We start from the raw sequence: 18,292 nt of genomic DNA, 5'->3' as shown, positions 1-18,292 counted from the left end.
GCTATATCCCCTGTTTCGTAATATAATCCTTTTTGCGTATTTTTCTTATAAAAGAAAGAAGAAGTTTTTTTAGCTCATAATCATATAGGAATATGGCAGCTACTACAATTAGTATATTAAGAACAAGCGCAATTAAATGATATGTATGCAATATATATTGCACTCCAATAAAGGTTACACCAAAATAAATTGTATACGGTATTACAATTTGGAATACAATTTTTTCTTCACTACACTTACCGCTATATATCCCACTAAAGCGACTATTTCAAATAAAACCATAGCGTATGCCGCTCCTATCACTCCACCAAGACTACTAAAGCTATAAAGCATAACCCCACCTATCACCAATGCTACACACTGCACAACAGTCCTCTTATTTTGACAACCACTCGTCGTTAAACCGTCAGCAATGGCAATATTTAAACTTTGTAGCACAATAAGAAATGATAATATTTGGAGTGGTTCTACTGCATTCCTCCATTCTTCATGAAAAAATATAGAAATAAAGTATGGTGCTAAATGATATAAACCGATCGTCATACATATTCCTACAATCGCCATTGATTTAATTTGAAGTAAATTTAATTTCGTATGCTCTTCTATATTATTCTGGTTATAATGCTTAAAGAGCACCGGAAAAAATGCACCTGCAATTACCCCTGGTACTTGATATAAAGCTGCCGGCATCCGGTACGCCACTGCAAAAACACCTACCATACTTAATGGCAATGTATAGTTAAGCAAGATAGGCGCTAATTGTGGCGTACTCATTATTAAAAAACCGCTAATAATAAAGGGAGTTAATTGCCAAAATAACGCTTTATGAATTACGACTTTCATATTCATTTTCGTCTTTCTTCTCATGATATATATACTGAATAAACCACCAATCATATACCCAAAAGCATATAAGCGAGCTGTTACATACACCGGTAACTCTCCGAAAATACAAAAACATGTAATTATAATGACAACTGATGCTGATACAACTTTTATGAGCGCTATATACTTCATACGTTCCGTCAGTTGAAAATAGGCAATCCCTATGTTTTGCCAAGTTAATCCTATTAACATGAAAAACATTACGTTTATCATCATATAAATTAAATTTTTATCCGCATACATATAATGAATAGCAATATAACCGATGATAGAAATAAAAATAAGTAGAATCATCCTTATTTTTATATACGATGATAAAATCTGCTCTAAATCTGCTCCATCCTTTGCCCCTTCTCGAAGAAACGTATTACTAAGTCCTAAGTCTGTAAAAAATAACATAACAAACGTCACTGCTATGGCAACACTAAACATCCCATAATGTTGTGCGTTAAAAAAGTTTGCTAAAACAATTAAACTGACGGCCTGAAGAAGGTTAGCTAAAATCGTACTATAAAATAGATGGATAATATTGCTTAGAATAGATCTACCCATACAAGTTCTCCTTTGCAAGTAACCTACTTACATATGTTGTTTGTTTACATATATATTTATCTTGCACCATTACCGTTCAATACAATTAAAACGGTTTTACATAAAATACGGATGTCCATCCGAAATGTTTTCATTTCAATATACTCCATGTCCAGCCTCAACTTTTCCTTTGGATCAAGATTATACCCTCCATTTATTTGTGCCCATCCTGTTAAGCCTGGTTTTACTATTAAACGTTCCTTAAATTCTGGAATATACGCATCAAACTCATTATAAAAAAACTCTCTCTCTGGTCTAGGGCCTACAAAAGACATATCTCCTCTTAAAATGTTTAAAAGTTGCGGTAATTCATCAATTCTCGTTTTTCTTATAAACAATCCAACTTTTGTAATTCTTTGATCATTTTCTTTTGCCCATTGTGGTCCGTTCATTTCAGCATCCTTTACCATCGACCTTAATTTAAATACATTAAACTTCTTCCCGTTTATACCTAAACGTTCTTGAAAGTATATTGGAGCCCCTGATGTTTCTAAGGTAATCATAATACAAAAGAACAACATAATTGGTATTGTTAATAGTAACAATATGATTGAAAATATAATATCAAACAAGCGTTTTACACTTCGATTCAATATGCTAGGCTTTTCTTGAGCCGGAATCGTATACAACTTGGCTTGATTTGTTTCACGAATCATGGATCGTTACCCCCACATTCAAGAATATAAAATTATACCTATTAATTCACATTCTTTCCTATTTATATCCGCTATTACTTTTTGCACTGTACGTAATGAATCTTTTTGCTTTTTAACTGCTAAAACCACTCCATCGCATTTCCCTGCAATAATGTGCGTAGCAGGAAGTTCAAATACTTCAGAAGAATAAACGAAAATGTAATCAAAATCTTCTTTCCACTTAGCAATCGCATTATCAAATTCATCCATAGCAACTAAAGGCGTCCCTGTATGTACTGTTTTTTTTGCAGGAATACAATATAAGTAATTAGACAAATTACTAGAAAAAGATTCATAATTGCAGGAGGAAGAGCTTATTATATCGTTTACTGTTATCATGTGATCACTTTGTAATAATACATGTAGTTTAGGGTCAGAAAAATTCACATCAATAAGTAACACCTTTTTTTCATTTCCGCAAACACTAGACCCATATTTACTATAAGCGAGGCAACAACACCTCTGTCCTTCGTTGAACTAACTGTGAACAGTTGTTTTCCGGATTTTTTCAGCTCGTGATACACCGTATAAAACTGCTCTTTCATCAGATCATCATGCAAATTGAATGGCAGCTGCTTATTTGTCCTAAACATCGACATGTTCACCTCGATATATAGATGATTTTTTATCAACCTCTGTAGGTTTCTTTTTTCTATTTGGTTCCATATTTATGTGACCAATAACAGAGACTGTTGTTATTTTCTCTAAATCCTGTTCCGTGTATATACGTTCATCAAAATAATCTCGAAATACAGCTAAACCTATCCCAACAAAAAAACTAACAATTAAAGAAATAGGAATGATCAGTTGAAATTTCGGAAACAATTTTTCAGCCTGTTCCTGTAACTCAGGATCAGTTAATACTTTCACCCCTTGTACATTTGTGTACTGTTGAAAGCTTTTTTGTGATTGCTCTGCCAATGTCTTTACAATGTCTTTCACGATTTTCGGATTGGAATCTTTTACTGTAACAGTTACAATTTGTGAGTTGTCCGTATTCACAACCGAGATTTTTTGTGCTAATTCATAACTTGATTGCTCTAATTTCAAAGTTTTTTTGACTGTTGAAATAATTAATGGGCTTTTTAAAATATCAACATACGATGTTACTAGTTGCTTATTTTCTTGTGTTTTATTTGTTGAATTTTCCTTATTAAACTCATCTAAATTCCCAACAAGAATTTGCGTTGAATATTGATATGACGGCTTTAAAACATACATAGAGATAAGAACTAAAGAAGCGGTTAAACAACACATCGTTAAAATAATCGTTACGAATCTTCTTTTCAGTAATTGTCGAAAATCTTTTATACTCATTTCTTGCTTCAATTATTTCACCGCCCTTTTCTGAATAACATCCTGCAATTCACTCTTTACAGATAACCCTTTCTCTCTTCTATCCACTTGTTTTGTTACATACTTTCCGACTCCGAATGCAAATTTTTCTACATATACATACGAAAGCATTGCAAGTATAAACGAAAAAACAAGTGAAAAAATTAAAATAATAGGCAACGGGAATATTTCATGGAGCATGTATATAAGGGAAAACAACGATATAATATGGTATAAATAAAGACTGTAAGAAATCTTCCCCAAATATAACAAATATTTATTATGTAGCAAGGACGACAAAGTTGATATTGACAAACTTAATATGACAAATAAACATGCACTTATCGCCACTACGTAGTCTCGAAATATAAAATTATTGAGCACTTTAATTTCTCCTATAAGCCCTTCATACATAAAAAGTAAAATCGCAAATAAAAACCATGCAATTTTCGTGTTTTTAGTACAATTACTATAAAAAACTATTAAATTATTTTTATACTTCGCAACTAGTGCTCCTAGTAAAAACAGTACTGTGTAATGCAATGTTAATGCATAGCTTGTTAATGTTAAGCCCGAGCGAAACAAAAATAATATTACGACAGAACATATACTAAAACTAAACAATAATAGTAATGAACACCTTAACGTTTTTCGTAAGCAAATCATCAAAATTAACGGGAAAATTATTGATATTCGCATTTCATGGACAAGTGACCAAATCACACCGTTATATGCATCTGTATTATATTTCCCAACCAATAAAATATGTTGTGCGATTAAGCTTGAAGAACTTTCAATCGTCCATGAGCGATTAAACCATTCACTTAAATAAGAAATACCATATTCACTAATTGTAATCTGGCATACAATAGCTATAATTATTGCCACAATATAAGGAATATATATTCTGCATATACGTTTTAAAAGGTATGACCCATAGCTACTATAGTTTTTTTGAATAGATTCATACAAAACAAATCCGCTCAAAACAAAAAAGATAATAACTGATTCGTTACCACTACTAAAAATTAGACGAGCAGGCGTTTCTTTTAATAGATACACAACAAATGGTTTATTATCTTCATAACTGTAATTTTGAAATGCTGAAAAAATCATTAAATGATGACCAATCATTACTACTAATGAAGAAATCCCTCTTATAGAGTCCAATTCTTCGTATCTTTTCATCTTTTTACATCAACTCCTAATGAAATGATAATAATCATTTCAAAGCGACATCTTTATTCATATTCCTCTCCTTTCTTTTCATTCCAATTTTTCATATTAAAATGATTTTATAGTATAAATTTGAGTGTATTGTAACATTTTTTGTAATATTTTGAATAGAAAATCTCAAAAATTGGTATATACCAATTTCAACCTCGAAAAATGAGTAATATTGATAGAAAAACGCTATAAAAATATCTTGCATATTTACAAAATTAAAGAGCTGAATAGCGTTTTTTCAATATAAAATAAAAAAGATAGCCTACATAGGCTATCTTTTTTATTTTATTTAATTACTGGCACCACTATATGCTACATGTCGTTTCTCAATTCTCTCTTCAATTTCTTTCATATTTTCTTTATTATTTAATAGTGATTGTTTATTTTCAATTAATAATTGTTTAAAAGATTTTCTCACTTTTTTCTCATTTTCATTGTCCTCCTTGGGGGATGGTTTATATAAAAGATAAAGAATTATCTGTGTGTTCTTATAATAATTGATTGTTGTGAATTCTATTTGAACTTCATATGAAAATCTCGTTTATTTTCTGACAACTTTGTGAACACGAAAAAATGATTATCTAAAACTATGTTGAAATTAATTCACTTCATGATAAAAGTTATTATTTTCATCAACTTTTATCATTATATCTTGTCGAAATATTTATATATTTAAAATTGAGTTCGACATAATTTTATTTATTATAATACTGTTTACAAAAACAAAAAGAAGGTGTCACCAAGTCAAAGTTCGACTTATGCAACATCCCTCTTCCCAAACTATTTATAGCATATTTATTAATATTTCAGGTCTTCCCCAATTCATTTCTTCACAAACAAATCTAAGTTTTTCTTCATCCATTGTGTGTAATCCTTCTTCTAGTGAACATGAAATTGGAACTTCACAGTGAATTTGGGCTAATTGTAACGAAATATTTAAGTTCTCTAAATCACTTTCAATCTTCGTACGCTGCGCTTTTGTTAATGATTCTACATTTTCTAGTACAGCGGATACTGTTCCGTGCTCTTGAATAAGCTTATACGCTGTTTTTTCACCGATACCTTTTACCCCTGGATAATTATCACTTGTATCTCCCATGAAAGCTTTTGCATGGACGATTTGCCACGGCTCTACACCTTTTTCTTCCATGATTTTCTCCGGTGTGTAATATTCGTAATTTCCAATTCCTTTACGCAGAAGCATGACTGTAACGCTCTTATCAACAAGTTGAAGTAAATCCGTATCACCTGTTAAAATATAAACTTCAGCTTCATTGCAATATTGTTTTGCAAGCGTACCGATACAATCATCGGCTTCGTAGCCTTTCATACCGATAACTGGAATGGATAATTTTGCAGTCATTTCTTGCACTAAATCAAATTGAGGAATTAATTCTTCTGGTGGCGCTGCACGATTTGCTTTATAATTCGAGAACGATTCTGTTCTAAATGTCGTACTTCCCATATCCCAGCATGTAACGATATGTGTTGGTTCGATCGCTTGCGTAGCTGTTAATAAGTGTTTCATATAACCATGAATCCCGTTCGTAGGGGTTCCATCTTGTCTTTTCATAAATTGTCCGTAGACACTTGTTGCGTAAAAAGCACGAAATAATAGTGCCATACCATCAACTAATAATACTTTTTTCATAATTCCTCTCCTATTAAAAAAATAATAACCTTACGTTATCACGTAAGGTTATATAAATAGATTACCATTCTACGTTTTTGCTCAACTTTGTCTATTATACATTGTTTTTGTATATTTAGCATCATTAACACATTAAGACGTTCTACTACAACAAGTATGCAAGATGCCTGAATACGTATTTTTTCCAGTAGAAACAACGATAGCTTTTGCATTTCCACTAACGATATGCGAACCTTTAAAACATACATTTTCAAGCTCAAGTGGATTATAATCTTTCATCCGTTTTAATGGAATAAACCGTTTACGTTCAAGGTGATAGCAGCTCTCAAACTTCTCTATATTCGCTTCGTTTCCCGTTAATACAGACTCATTCACTAATAAATCATCTGCATAAATAATACGTACATCAGCTGGCACAGCATCTCCAGCCGAAAGAAAAATCATATCTCCAGGTACAAGTTCTTGCACAGGTATCTCCATCATTTTCAGTTCACTATTTAGCCCTGTACTACTAGAACATTCTACTCTAGATACAGTAATCGTTTCACGTTGTAATTCATCACACACACGTTGTTTTGAAAAACCTGGAATCATGCCACCTAGCTTCATCATTACTTCTGCAAGAAGTGCTCTTTTTGAAGTTAGTTCATTTCGGCCATATACTTGAATACGTTTTTGTGCCTCTTTCATTGATAGTCCGTCTCTTGTTGTTTTAAAATATGCAAATACAGATTTTACATCTCTTGTTGCAATTTCAATTAATAAATCTTTATTTTTTTGGAGCATTGTTTGTTCTTTTATTGATTTTTTACTTAGTTTATATGACGTGTTACCCACAGTTTTGTTTGCATATAACATATTATCGTCTCCTCCTTTACAACATAGGAAGAAACGCTTTGTTTCTCAATTTATCCACTTTACTGTGAAAGTGTCTCGCGCTTTATAAACGCTATATTGTGATAAATATAGAGGGAGGAACAAATCGTTTCCTGCCTACATCATATATTTTTGATTTGAAGTATATGGGTAACGGAACCGAGTCAGAATTTGACATGCTCCTCACCTCCTCGTTTAATTTTATAGTTTATAATATGAAATTACTCATAGCTTGGTAACAAAAAAGACCCCTACCCTTAAGAGAGTAGCGGCCATTACATACACAAATAAACGATTTCTAATATAATTAGAAATCTACGGACCTCTCCCTCACCGAGTTTTAGCACTGTATAGCATAGGTACATTACCAGCTACGTTAAGAAAAACCTTAATTCGATCATTCCTGTTGACCCATTGGCGTCTCTCGACATTTTTGGGCAGTAGCATTTCTCTATACAGGAGCCTCACCTAACAGAGACTTATTTTCATTACATTGAAAATGTTACTCTTATTTAAAATAGATGTCAACCGTAGCCTACAATTTTTTCAAATGGTATGGCAAACTAACGTATATAAAGTGAAACTTTAATCAGTGGGGGTTTTGTTCATCCGCCACTGATTATTAGCCCTCACCAATCGGGCTGCCCGGCAAATAGCGGGATAAAATAAAAAACTTTACGTTTAAACGTAAAGTTTTTAATAAGTTATACAACCAGCGATTACAATCCCAATTGAAAGCGATAAAAACATAAGAAAAAGACCGACTGCTTGATTATCTTCTTCGAGACTTTTGTTTATATTAAAGCGTGGTGTAAGCCACTCAGCTAAATAAAAGACGATAATTTGAGCCAAAATCCCAACTGCTCCCCACGAAATCATATCAAGAAGTGAAATTGAATTAGCTGCTGTCGAATATAAAACGATAGCTAACCCAAGTAATCGCCCTCCAAGCACATAGCTTACCGCCTTATTACCTTGAGCCATTAACTTAAATTCCTTAACTTTCGTTGTCACTTCCATCAAGAACAGACCAATACATAAAAGTCCAAGTGTTACTGCTAAATATAATAAAAAATTAATCATTTTTCCCCCTCCTTTTTATACCTAGCGGTAAATAGTACGATTCATTTCCTGTAATCTTTTCTCCCGCGCGAATACCGATACTACTCGCTTTTCCAGCAATTAAAAAAGAACCAAACACATAGGACAGTTTCTCCATCCCTTTTTCTGTTTCCAAGGATACGACTGGCAGTTCTGTATACTTTTGAAATATCGGCAGTGCAGTTTTATACGTTTGATGTGCATTTTGAAGCATAATATTTTCATCCTTATCGCGAATCGTAATTGTATCTCCTTCTCTACCAAATGAAGGTTTTTGAACGAAAGAACCTTTTCCTAAAAATAAATCTGGTTCTAAATATGTAGGTAACATATATTCTTTAATCCACTGTTGTTCCTCGTTTGTATAAAAGACCTCTTCTTCTGCTAACCCCCAAATAAGACACTGAATTGATTTTGGCTGAAGTAAAAATGCTGAAAAAGGATTTATTATAAAAAGCTTTCCGGCTTTTACAAGTTGCAGCAGTTCCACACCTACCAAATCTCCTGTTTCAGGATCTTGATCCTCAATTAAATCTTCTATCGGATATGTTTGGCGATATAAAACATCAATCTTCGCCCCATCTTTATCAACTAGAGCATCTTTTGTAATTCTAAGTTCTGACATTGGCACTACTTTATTTTCAACATGGCATAGCTGACTTAAATACATAGTGGTATTCCAATCCTCGATATGTTCATGATGTGCTGTAAAAACAACATTTGGATTATCTAATCCCTTTGTCGCTTCCATTACTGCTTTCGTTACACCAGAAGATAGCAATCGTTCTTGATCCGAGTTTGGATCATCATAGCCTAGATTTTCACATACTTTCCCATTCATTTGAAAACATTCCACAATAAAAGTTGGTGTATCACTATTAAACTCAAGCATTTTGATTTTGTTATCCTCTGTTACAGCAAAATCAAATCGCGAAATTACAGATTCAGGATAAAGCCCTTTCATTCTAATGAATGATAAACTCGGGGATGGAAAGCCAAGATCTAGAAGCTGTTCGTCACTTAGATTACGTAGCAGTCTAGCAGTCTTAAAAAATATTTTGCCCATTCGTTCAGTCGCTAAGTGTAATTGGTCCAAAGTCTGATTTGTTATAGAAAAAACATGAAACAAACTATACTCACATTCATATAAATCCGACCAAAAATTCGGATATTTTAAATAAAATTCTTTTCGATCCGTTATGTATTGCGACATATTTTAGCCCCCAAATCCTCCCTTTGAACCGCTTCCAATTCCACCTTTAAATTCAGTAGACGATTGATACGATTTAAACGCCGATGAATTTTTAAAAGTGGATTTATTTTGATAGTATCGCCCACCATAGAAATAATGCCCACGATAACCTGAACTACTATCATCACACTGCCATACCCCAAGTTCATCATCCCAATCCCAATCAGAACAACTATTATCATTCGGTTTTGGGGGAAGATCTTGTGCGCAACCAAATAAAGTGCCAGTCATTAAAGACGTTACGACACCACCTACTAGCCATTTCGTTTTTGTCACCTTCGCACTCCCCTTTTTAAATTCTATTCCTATTATATAGGATGGCATGATAAAGTAGAAGAAAAAGGAAGAAGAGGTATAAAATGCGCTTAGAATATCGACTTAATGATGAAACGAAAGGGTATCCTGCTTTATGGAACTACGCCAATATTTCTAATTCTGAAATTATCGCACGCATGACTTGTGAATATTTTATTAAAGAGAAAAATACTTATGTTGTTACTGCAACTTCGGTTGACCCAGACGGAACAGCAGTTATTTATATTCAAAAAGAAGTTTTCGCCAATGACCCTTCAGACCCTACATACTCCCACATCGGTTTTGAAATTAGAGAACTAAGTGAAACAAGTTCAAGCTTAGTAGATAGTCAAGATGTATGGAACTACGAAGAAATTTTACCATCTCTTCATTCAGATATTATATATATTCAGCGAGACGGCATTTCTATGGAATTCTCCTTGGATTCAAGAGAGATTGATGAAGACAGAAAGTGCTACATTTATTACGGAAACTTCACAGGTGAATCAAGATAATATTAATATATCTATGCAACAAAAAAACCTTACGTATAAAACGTAAGGTTTTTATATAGCCCCACATATGCCGTTCTCTCTAGATGTCCATAAACCTGCTCTCACAGGTGGATGCCCTCACAAATGTTTGTAACTTCCTTCTTAAAAAGATGGCATGTTAGCTACATTTAAATATTGAACTTCCATATTAAACTTATTGGTTTAAGACATGCATAAGCTACGTACACCGTAGGAATTTTATATAAGGTTAGTTGAAATAAGACCCCCGCACGTGCCGCTCCTCGTAAATGTCCAAAAACCCGCTACTCGCAGGTGGATGCCCTCACAGTTACCGTACATCTTCCTCCACAAGGAAGGCTTGATGATGGTCGCTAAATATTGAGCTTCCGTATAACTAACATCGGTTTTAGACATAAATAAGTTACGCACACCGCAGGATGTATTATTTACTTGTCGTTATATTATCACATTGTTTCCAATGTGTAAAATACAAAGTTTTTCGAGCAATCTCTTGCTTGTGACCTTATTTTAATACAAATTATTTTTGCATGCAAGTGATTAATCTTCTTCTTTTGCAATTTGATTTTCTGGATAAGAGATCCAATCACTCCAGCTACCTGCATACAATTTAACATTTTGGAATCCAGCCAATTTTAATGCGACGATATTTGGACATGCCGTAACACCAGAACCACAATATACAATGGTTTCCTTATCTTTCGACAGATTTTGGAATCGTTCTTGTTGCCCAGCTTTATTCTTAAATTGTCCTGATTGCAACATTCCATCCTTCCAAAAATGGTTTACCGCTGTTGGAATATGTCCTGCTTTATGATCGACAAGTTCCTCTACACCAGCATAACGTTTGGGCTCTCTTGAATCAATTAATGTAACATCCGCACCTGCACGGATATTCTCTCTGACCGTTTCCATCGTTACAAGCATATGATCTTGTATATTAGCTTTGAATGTTTTTCGTATAGCAATAGGAATTTCCGCTGTTGTCGGTAGTCCATTCTCTTTCCAAGCCTGGAAACCACCATCTAATATATATACTTTCTCATGTCCTACATAGTTACATAACCACCATAAACGAGCAGCATTTGCACAGGCTTGACTGTCATACGCAATTACTGTCGTATGTTCATCAATACCAGCCTTCGAAAGCTTGTCTGCAAACTCCTCAATATTTGGTAAAGGATGGCGGCCACCATGTTCTGCTATAGGACTTGATAAATCTAAATTCAAATCAAAATATAACGCATGAGGAATATGTCCTTCTTCATACTTTTCTCTACCCCAATTAGGATTCGCTAAATCAAAACGACAATCGATTATACGGACATTCTCATCTTCTATATGCTCACGTAACCATTCGACTGTAACTATCATCTTTAACGACCTTCTTTCTCTTTCAAACGACTTACATACTCCATAACCATTTCTTCTGTAACATATTTACGCTGCAAGGTAACACCATTTTTTGCAAGATCATTAATCTGCTTCGTTACAACATTAATGACATCAACCGAAAATTCTTTCCCATTTGACGCAAGAGATACGGCAGCTTCAATAGCTGCTTCACGCTGTGCATCTAATTGTAAACATGCTTTTACACTTTCATTTTGTTTACGAGAATGTGCTGTAATTGCTTTATGTACTTCCATCTTCTCTTCCCCCTAAATAGTTATACGTTTTTATTCAATTCCATTGCAAGCCGGATCATATCACGACATACAATCCCATTTTCAATAATCTCTTCTTCATAATGCTTCGAAAAGTAATCAAAATCAATAGAAAAAATACGAAATCCACATTTTTGATATAAAGCAAGTTGTGAAACACTAGAATTGCCTGTACCAACTTCAAGTTTTGACATACCATATCCTTTAGCAGTTTCTACAGCATGCCTTAATAGCTTCTTCCCAATCCCTTTTCCTTGCAAATGCTCTGCAACCGCAATATTCATGATTTCCATCGTCTTTGGCCTTGTTTCCAAAAGAACATATACACCGATAACGCTCCCCCCTGCTTAGCTACGTATGTTAATCCTCTTTGTACATACGTAGCTATTTGCCGTTCACTTGGATCCGCAAGTAACAATAAAGCCTTCGGTATAGCCTCTTTTGGAATACGTTCTATTACAACAGACATAAAAAATTCCCCCTTCTCTATTGTTCTAAACCCTCCTTGTCTACCATAAATAATAGAAAGGAGGGATTCACCATGGACAACAATGAGAAAAAATGCAACGTCATCTCTATTGATGGAAAGAAGAAGAAAAGCGACACGTATTCCTATCCAAAATTAGTAGTTGAAAACAAAACATATGAATTTTCTTCATTCGTCTTATGCGGTGAAACACCAGATGGCAGACGACTCGTTCTTACTCATATGATTTCTACCGATGAATTTGCTGGATTTGTAAAATCTTTAGATACTGTACTTCAAAAGAAAATTGAACGAATCTTTTTCTCATAACGACTATATAACATAAATTTCTTTTTCAATCTCTACTAACTGCTTTTGCAATTGTTCTTTACTTTGTTCATATAGAGATACATCGATCGTTTCAGCCAATGCAAACAATATACTTTCATAATAGTTCATCACATCTTGCTGCATCACTTTTTGGAATAAATTCCACTTCATATCCCACTCTTGCTTATAATGATGAACAAATAAATGTTTTTCATCAGCTACATAGTTTGATACGAGCGGTTCTAATACAGATTTAGCGTCTTCTTGCATAAAAGCTTTGTCATTCTTTTCAAAAAAGCTTTTCTCATTTTTAAAATGTGCCAGTGCTTTTTTGAAATCTTTTATTTCAACTGAAGGGAACGGTTCTTTATGTGTAATATCTTTGTATTCATACTCCACTGTTCCATTCATAGAAATTGATTCATTTTCTACTTTACAGTTCACTACAATTTCATCCTTTGCACGCTTCATCGCTTCGTCTATCCATTTTTCAAGGCGTAATGATGTCGCACGCATTTCTTGTAATAAATCATGCTGAATAAATGCTACTAATTCCATAACACACTGTTGCAATTGTGTTTTCACATTTCCATCCGTTCGAAGTGATGCCGGATTAATAAATTCAGTAAACACATCATTATAGCGGAGGAATAGACGCTGTTGCACGTAATAAAGCAACTCTTTCACTTCATTTTGCATCGCCTGTTCTTCAGCAAGTACACTATATGAAGAAATGATATGAAGTAGTTGATCACGCTCTGCTTCATATTTTTTCGTTTGCTTCTCTTTCTCTTCATTCCCCTGCTTTGCACCCTTTATCATGTTTACTAAAAGCTGATCTGCCCCTTGCAACGCACCATATAGAGCATGCACAGAAACAAGCATTAAATCTCTCATCATAAAGGACGTAAATGATTCCTCAAACTTAGTAATCCCAGAGTTTTGTAAAATACCATACTTCTCTTTTTCAACATTCTTTCCTTGTTTCTCTTCAAGCGCACATAAACTTGAAATTGCAAATAAACGCGGATTTCTAATACCGTATTGCAGTAGCTGATCTGCGATATAACCTTTTACCATTTCAAGTTCTTCTTCAGACTCTGCTAAATCCGCAGCATTAATTAAGAAGAACATTTTATCAAGGGCAAAAGTATCCTTTACACGACCAAGCTGAATTAAAAATTCACGGTCAGCACGAGAGAATACATGGTTATAATATGTTACAAATAAAATAGCATCTGCGTTTTTAATATACTGAAATGCAACATCCGTATGGCGAGCATTGATAGAATCCGCTCCAGGTGTGTCTACAAGCGCTACTCCCTGCCTTGTTAAAGCACAATCATAATAAAGTTCCATATACTCAACGAAGCATGATTTCTCTTCATTCGCTACATAATCAGAGAACTCTTCTAATGTAACTTGTACTTGTTCTCCTAAATAAGTAGAAACTGCATCATACCCTTTTTGTACCGCTCGTAAAAAGCTAAATGTTGTTTTTTGCTTCCCAGTTGGTGAAGGATATTTCATAACTTTATCAATTTGTGCTAACGCTTCATCTAACGTAGCAATCTCATAATGAAACAGCTTATAAACAGCTTTCATATCTTCTAATAACGCTTGCTTTGATTTAAACTGAACAATTACTGTTCCATGTGGTTTTTCCTCTGTAACCGGCAAAATTTGATTAATCGTTGCCGTCGTCGGGTTTGGTGATACAGGAAGTACTTTCTCACCGAGTAAGGCATTGGCAAATGATGATTTTCCAGCACTAAATGCCCCGAATAACGCTACTGTAAATTGTTTTGTTTCTACACGTCTTCTTTTCTCTATTACCTCTTGCTGTACATGTTTCAGCGCTGGCAATGGCTCTAATATCGTTTCAGCTTTTTTCACTTTCTCTAATATCCGCTGAATATTTAAAGCCGCCGTTCCTTTCAGCTCTTCTTCATGAATCGCTACGTTATCGTTTACGATTTCCTGCTCTTGTAGTGTAAATTTCTCACTAACAATTTGCTTTTCCCTTTGCAATATCTCATCTATTTGCAAACCTTCAGGCGTAGCAACATGATCGTGCCAAACATTTCGTAAATAGTCTTCATATGCCGCCAAATTGTTATTGTATTGTAATTGTGTTTCTTTCGCCGTTTGCAACATCGTATATGTTTCAATCTCTTCTTCAATACGAGCAACTGCTTCCCTCACCTTTTGCTTTAAAACGACCGCACTTTTATCAAAAATTTGCTGTGCTTTTATAAAATAACGCTTCTTTAGTTCATTCGCTACATCCGCTGTATAAAGAAGTAAGTAATCACCTGTGAAACCTGCGCCTTGTTTAATTACCTCAGCCAACATTTCTGGTCCGAAAGCAATTTCTAACCCATATATGTCTTTCCCAATTTCCTCCGTGAACAATCCTTCTTCTTTTAAGAAGGCTACAATAAATTCCTTCACATGAAAATCAAGCTGCGTTTCAACAGTCTTTTGAAGGGCAGAATAAAACGCCTCTACACGCCTTTGTTTTTCTTGCTCCGTCTTTCCTTTCGCAAATAGCAAACCGACTTTAAACTTTGTTAATTTCGTTTCTAAGTACGCATTTGCCAATTCTCTCATTTCAAATGGCATTAAATACGCGTTATCTAATATAGCTTGTAGGCCTTTTATAAATTCATTTCTCACATGAGACTCTTTACTAGCCTCGCGACGTTTCGTTTCCATTAGCTCCGCTTTCTTTTCAACTATCTCTGAAATAGAAAGCGGTGATGCTAACTCTTTCTCATATTTCAAAAGAGCTTTTTCATTTTCAGAAAGAATAAACGAGAAATGTTCCCCCATTAAATATTCTGTTTCTCTCTCCATTCCCTCTCTTACATACCGCTCTTTTTCTTTCATGATAGATGTAATTAACGTTTCTAAGCTTCCAATTTCATTATGTGGATGGTTCATCATTCGTAATGACGTATAATATACTCCATCTACTTCAATATCCCAGTTAGAGAACGATTGCTTTACACTATCTTTATAATTCTCAAACGACAATTCATTTTCTTTATGTTTATCTATTTGATTGACAACGAGATAAACCGTTTTATTACGTTGTTTCAATTCTTTAACAAATTGCAAATTCACTTCCGATTGGACGTGATTATAATCCATCATATAAAAAATTACGTCTGCTAGATGTAGCGTTGATTCTGTCGCTAATTGATGGGCATCATCTGTTGAGTCAATCCCTGGTGTATCTACTAACATAACACCTTCAGGAATTGGCGCATCATTCCGATAAATGTGAACACCAATTACCTCATCACCATCTTTACAAATTTGTTTTAATTCTTCAGCTGAATATGCACCGTCATACTCGTACTGTTCTCCAGATTTAACCGTTACAACAACACGATCCATTCCTTTTTCAATTTTGACAACGTTAGCGCTTGTCGGAATTGGACTTGTTGGTAACAGCTGCGCTTTATATAGATGATTCATCATCGTTGATTTCCCTGCAGAGAAGTGACCACAGAACGCTATCATAAGCTGTTCTTGTTTATATTTTTGAATCACCTCAAACAACTTTAAACTATTCTCTGCATCGCCGTGTTTTTGCCACTCTTCATAAAAACAAACAAGTTTTTTCATACCGTTTGTCTGTACTATGTTTGTCATCCCCTTGTTCCCCTTTATCCAAGATGTATATACTTTTTCCCGCTAATTGCGAGCTCATAACCAGTGAGAGTTACACCTACCCATTGATTACAGTTTCACTTTACTATCATACTAAATTTTCAGCATATTCTCATTAAAAATAAAAAATCCCTTTCATTCTTTTTACAAATGAAAGGGATTTTATGTCATATCACTCATTTTGCTGTTCCTACTCCATTTAAAACATACTTCGCAATAACTGCATATACAGCGACTGTACCTGCTACTAATGCATATACCATACTGATGCACCAACCTTTTTTTGATAATGATTATCACTTTTAAATACATTTTATCATTAAAGAGAATCATTATCAACACTTTTCATAAAGAAAGCCCCTTATAAGAAGGAGCTTTACTGCCTGTTTTGAAAAAGGTTAAAACTTGTTGTGCACTCTTATTATATCTCATCCTACATAACTTAACAGTTTAAAAAAATGGAAATATCCCCTATCCCCTCCATCTTACATTTTGTATAATAAAAGGGAATTACTTAACAAGGAGGAAAAAAATGACACAAAATCTCACACAAGGCGAGAGGATACACTCCATTGACATTATTAGAGGAATAGCTGTACTAGGTATTTTTCTTGTGAATTGGCCTGTTATCGCCGGAGTTGACTCACGTGATGTTTCAGGAATTTATGAAGGGATAGACAGCTACATTCGCCTATTTTACGATATGTTTATTCAAACGAAATTTTATACAATTTTTTCGTTTTTATTCGGATTAGGTTTTTATATTTTTATGAGTCGTGCTGAAGCGAAAACAGATCATCCGAAAATTTTATTTGTTCGCCGCTTACTTATTTTATTATTATTCGGTTTCTTACATTACGTTCTTTTATGGGACGGAGACATTTTACATACTTATGCGATTGCTGGATTTTTCTTATTTTTATTTTATAAGAGAGAACCTCGGACTATTTTAATATGGGCTATCGTTTTATTGAGTATTTTTCAATTCATTATGCTAATGGCTGGTATTACAGTTGCATTGGTACCAAAGGAAGAGCTAGGTTTTTCCTTACCTATCATGCCATTAGAAGATTGGCTGTCACAAATACAAAATCGTTTCCATGCATTTTACGCTGATGGAATTGGATTAAATTTACTTATGCTTCCAGAAACAGTTGGGCTATTTTTGCTTGGTTTATACGCCGGCAAAAAGGATATTTTCCGCCGCACGAAAGAGTTAGATCTAAAACTTAAAAAATGGCAAATTATTATGTTCCTTTTAACATTACCAATGTGGTTCTTCATGGTCCGTTACTTCTTATCAAAACCATTTTATGAACCAATTTATATGCAGGTCTTTACAATGTTTAGCGGAAAAACGTTATTCATATTCTACATTTTCACGCTAATGCGTTTATTACAAAAAGAAAAATGGCAAACGTTATTACGTCCATTCCAATACGTTGGACGAATGGCATTAACAAATTACATCTCGCATACAATTGTTACATTACTTGTATTTGGTCTATTCCTTAAAAATTATTATCCTGCTCCATTATGGGTTGGACCAATATTCTGCATTAGTTTCTACACGTTACAAATCTTTATTAGCCGCTGGTGGCTTTCACATTACCAATACGGGCCACTTGAGTACATTTGGCGTCTTGGTACGTACGGGAAAATAATGCCACTTAAAAAGAAAAGCAAGGTCTCATAACGAGACCTTGCT

At 34.2% G+C, this 18,292-nt stretch carries 15 protein-coding genes, 2 other RNA genes, 3 pseudogenes and 1 riboswitch; of the genes and pseudogenes, 3 read left to right on the top strand and 17 right to left on the bottom strand.

Translation table 11 applies throughout. The features are described 5' to 3' along the window. Position 1: 1 nt before the first annotated feature. From N2V80_RS08000 to N2V80_RS07950, 11 genes and pseudogenes are all read right to left on the bottom strand, one after another. A pseudogene (locus tag N2V80_RS08000) lies at positions 2–1,437 on the bottom strand (oligosaccharide flippase family protein). A gap of 56 nt (positions 1,438–1,493) precedes the next feature. Then, positions 1,494–2,132 carry a sugar transferase gene (locus N2V80_RS07995; RefSeq protein ID WP_000617650.1) on the bottom strand — a complete coding sequence of 213 codons (639 nt, stop codon included), beginning with the start codon at positions 2,130–2,132 and terminating at the stop codon, positions 1,494–1,496. 18 nt (positions 2,133–2,150) lie between these two features. Beyond that, a pseudogene (locus tag N2V80_RS07990) lies at positions 2,151–2,770 on the bottom strand (CpsD/CapB family tyrosine-protein kinase). After that, positions 2,757–3,500, bottom strand: coding sequence for a YveK family protein (locus tag N2V80_RS07985; protein WP_061655917.1), 744 nt, complete (start codon positions 3,498–3,500; stop codon positions 2,757–2,759). The pseudogene N2V80_RS07990 and the gene N2V80_RS07985 overlap by 14 nt, the downstream one beginning before the upstream one ends. Next, the gene (locus tag N2V80_RS07980; RefSeq protein ID WP_061655918.1) at positions 3,501–4,694 is read right to left on the bottom strand and encodes an acyltransferase family protein; all 1,194 of its coding nucleotides are present in this window, start codon (positions 4,692–4,694) and stop codon (positions 3,501–3,503) included. 328 nt (positions 4,695–5,022) lie between these two features. After that, on the bottom strand, positions 5,023–5,151 hold the full coding sequence (locus tag N2V80_RS07975) for an FbpB family small basic protein (RefSeq protein ID WP_017657088.1): 129 nt from the start codon (positions 5,149–5,151) through the stop codon (positions 5,023–5,025). Positions 5,152–5,517: 366 nt separating this feature from the next. Next, positions 5,518–6,384 (bottom strand): 5'-3' exonuclease, encoded by an 867-nt coding sequence (locus N2V80_RS07970; protein WP_000757075.1) that lies wholly within the window; start codon positions 6,382–6,384, stop codon positions 5,518–5,520. Between the two features lie 132 nt (positions 6,385–6,516). Further along, positions 6,517–7,242 (bottom strand): P-type ATPase, encoded by a 726-nt coding sequence (locus tag N2V80_RS07965; protein WP_000964949.1) that lies wholly within the window; start codon positions 7,240–7,242, stop codon positions 6,517–6,519. Between the two features lie 335 nt (positions 7,243–7,577). After that, a riboswitch (M-box (ykoK) riboswitch) is annotated at positions 7,578–7,743 on the bottom strand. A gap of 213 nt (positions 7,744–7,956) precedes the next feature. Continuing rightward, positions 7,957–8,343, bottom strand: a complete 387-nt coding sequence (locus N2V80_RS07960) for a DUF350 domain-containing protein (RefSeq protein ID WP_000606857.1) — start codon at positions 8,341–8,343, stop codon at positions 7,957–7,959. Beyond that, complete coding sequence (locus N2V80_RS07955) at positions 8,336–9,574, bottom strand: glutathionylspermidine synthase family protein (protein WP_061654667.1); 1,239 nt, start codon at positions 9,572–9,574, stop codon at positions 8,336–8,338. Before N2V80_RS07955 ends, N2V80_RS07960 begins: the two co-directional genes overlap by 8 nt. A gap of 3 nt (positions 9,575–9,577) precedes the next feature. Further along, complete coding sequence (locus N2V80_RS07950; RefSeq protein ID WP_000169031.1) at positions 9,578–9,889, bottom strand: hypothetical protein; 312 nt, start codon at positions 9,887–9,889, stop codon at positions 9,578–9,580. Between the two features lie 83 nt (positions 9,890–9,972). On the opposite strand from N2V80_RS07950, the gene N2V80_RS07945 reads away from it, so the two are divergent. Beyond that, positions 9,973–10,422 (top strand): hypothetical protein, encoded by a 450-nt coding sequence (locus N2V80_RS07945; RefSeq protein ID WP_001235520.1) that lies wholly within the window; start codon positions 9,973–9,975, stop codon positions 10,420–10,422. 54 nt (positions 10,423–10,476) lie between these two features. Here the strand turns inward: N2V80_RS07945 and ssrS (N2V80_RS07940) are convergent. The 5 genes and pseudogenes from ssrS (N2V80_RS07940) to N2V80_RS07920 form a co-directional block, all read right to left on the bottom strand. Then, a non-coding RNA gene (ssrS, locus tag N2V80_RS07940) (6S RNA) lies at positions 10,477–10,660 on the bottom strand. 21 nt (positions 10,661–10,681) lie between these two features. Then, positions 10,682–10,864: non-coding RNA, 6S RNA (gene ssrS, locus N2V80_RS07935), on the bottom strand. Between the two features lie 116 nt (positions 10,865–10,980). Next, on the bottom strand, positions 10,981–11,814 hold the full coding sequence (locus N2V80_RS07930) for a sulfurtransferase (protein ID WP_061654666.1): 834 nt from the start codon (positions 11,812–11,814) through the stop codon (positions 10,981–10,983). Between the two features lie 2 nt (positions 11,815–11,816). Continuing rightward, the gene (locus N2V80_RS07925; RefSeq protein ID WP_000451818.1) at positions 11,817–12,089 is read right to left on the bottom strand and encodes a YpbS family protein; all 273 of its coding nucleotides are present in this window, start codon (positions 12,087–12,089) and stop codon (positions 11,817–11,819) included. Positions 12,090–12,109: 20 nt separating this feature from the next. Next, positions 12,110–12,576, bottom strand: a pseudogene (locus N2V80_RS07920) (GNAT family N-acetyltransferase). A gap of 72 nt (positions 12,577–12,648) precedes the next feature. Between N2V80_RS07920 and N2V80_RS07915 the strand changes: the two are divergent. Continuing rightward, on the top strand, positions 12,649–12,903 hold the full coding sequence (locus N2V80_RS07915) for a DUF3931 domain-containing protein (protein WP_000369740.1): 255 nt from the start codon (positions 12,649–12,651) through the stop codon (positions 12,901–12,903). A 3-nt stretch (positions 12,904–12,906) separates the two neighbouring features. Here the strand turns inward: N2V80_RS07915 and N2V80_RS07910 are convergent, their stop codons facing one another. Next, positions 12,907–16,566, bottom strand: coding sequence for a dynamin family protein (locus N2V80_RS07910; RefSeq protein WP_061654665.1), 3,660 nt, complete (start codon positions 16,564–16,566; stop codon positions 12,907–12,909). Positions 16,567–17,116: 550 nt separating this feature from the next. Between N2V80_RS07910 and N2V80_RS07905 the strand changes: the two genes are divergently transcribed. Continuing rightward, positions 17,117–18,280 (top strand): DUF418 domain-containing protein, encoded by a 1,164-nt coding sequence (locus tag N2V80_RS07905; protein ID WP_061654664.1) that lies wholly within the window; start codon positions 17,117–17,119, stop codon positions 18,278–18,280. The last annotated feature ends 12 nt before the right edge of the window (positions 18,281–18,292 follow it).

The sequence above is a fragment of the Bacillus sp. FSL W8-0640 genome (assembly GCF_038007725.1).
GTDB lineage: Bacteria > Bacillota > Bacilli > Bacillales > Bacillaceae_G > Bacillus_A > Bacillus_A cereus.
This window is presented reverse-complemented; position numbering and strand designations above follow the sequence as displayed.

What these genes read in the sequence shown, in the direction of transcription:
- N2V80_RS07910 (WP_061654665.1), bottom strand. Translation starts at nt 16,566, where the DNA reads ATGACAAACATAGTACAGACAAACGGTATGAAAAAACTTGTTTGTTTT.
- N2V80_RS07980 (WP_061655918.1), bottom strand. Translation starts at nt 4,694, where the DNA reads ATGAAAAGATACGAAGAATTGGACTCTATAAGAGGGATTTCTTCATTA.
- N2V80_RS07970 (WP_000757075.1), bottom strand. Translation starts at nt 6,384, where the DNA reads ATGAAAAAAGTATTATTAGTTGATGGTATGGCACTATTATTTCGTGCT.
- N2V80_RS07955 (WP_061654667.1), bottom strand. Translation starts at nt 9,574, where the DNA reads ATGTCGCAATACATAACGGATCGAAAAGAATTTTATTTAAAATATCCG.
- N2V80_RS07925 (WP_000451818.1), bottom strand. Translation starts at nt 12,089, where the DNA reads ATGGAAGTACATAAAGCAATTACAGCACATTCTCGTAAACAAAATGAA.
- N2V80_RS07915 (WP_000369740.1), top strand. Translation starts at nt 12,649, where the DNA reads ATGGACAACAATGAGAAAAAATGCAACGTCATCTCTATTGATGGAAAG.
- N2V80_RS07960 (WP_000606857.1), bottom strand. Translation starts at nt 8,343, where the DNA reads ATGATTAATTTTTTATTATATTTAGCAGTAACACTTGGACTTTTATGT.
- N2V80_RS07930 (WP_061654666.1), bottom strand. Translation starts at nt 11,814, where the DNA reads ATGATAGTTACAGTCGAATGGTTACGTGAGCATATAGAAGATGAGAAT.
- N2V80_RS07965 (WP_000964949.1), bottom strand. Translation starts at nt 7,242, where the DNA reads ATGTTATATGCAAACAAAACTGTGGGTAACACGTCATATAAACTAAGT.
- N2V80_RS07995 (WP_000617650.1), bottom strand. Translation starts at nt 2,132, where the DNA reads ATGATTCGTGAAACAAATCAAGCCAAGTTGTATACGATTCCGGCTCAA.
- N2V80_RS07945 (WP_001235520.1), top strand. Translation starts at nt 9,973, where the DNA reads ATGCGCTTAGAATATCGACTTAATGATGAAACGAAAGGGTATCCTGCT.
- N2V80_RS07905 (WP_061654664.1), top strand. Translation starts at nt 17,117, where the DNA reads ATGACACAAAATCTCACACAAGGCGAGAGGATACACTCCATTGACATT.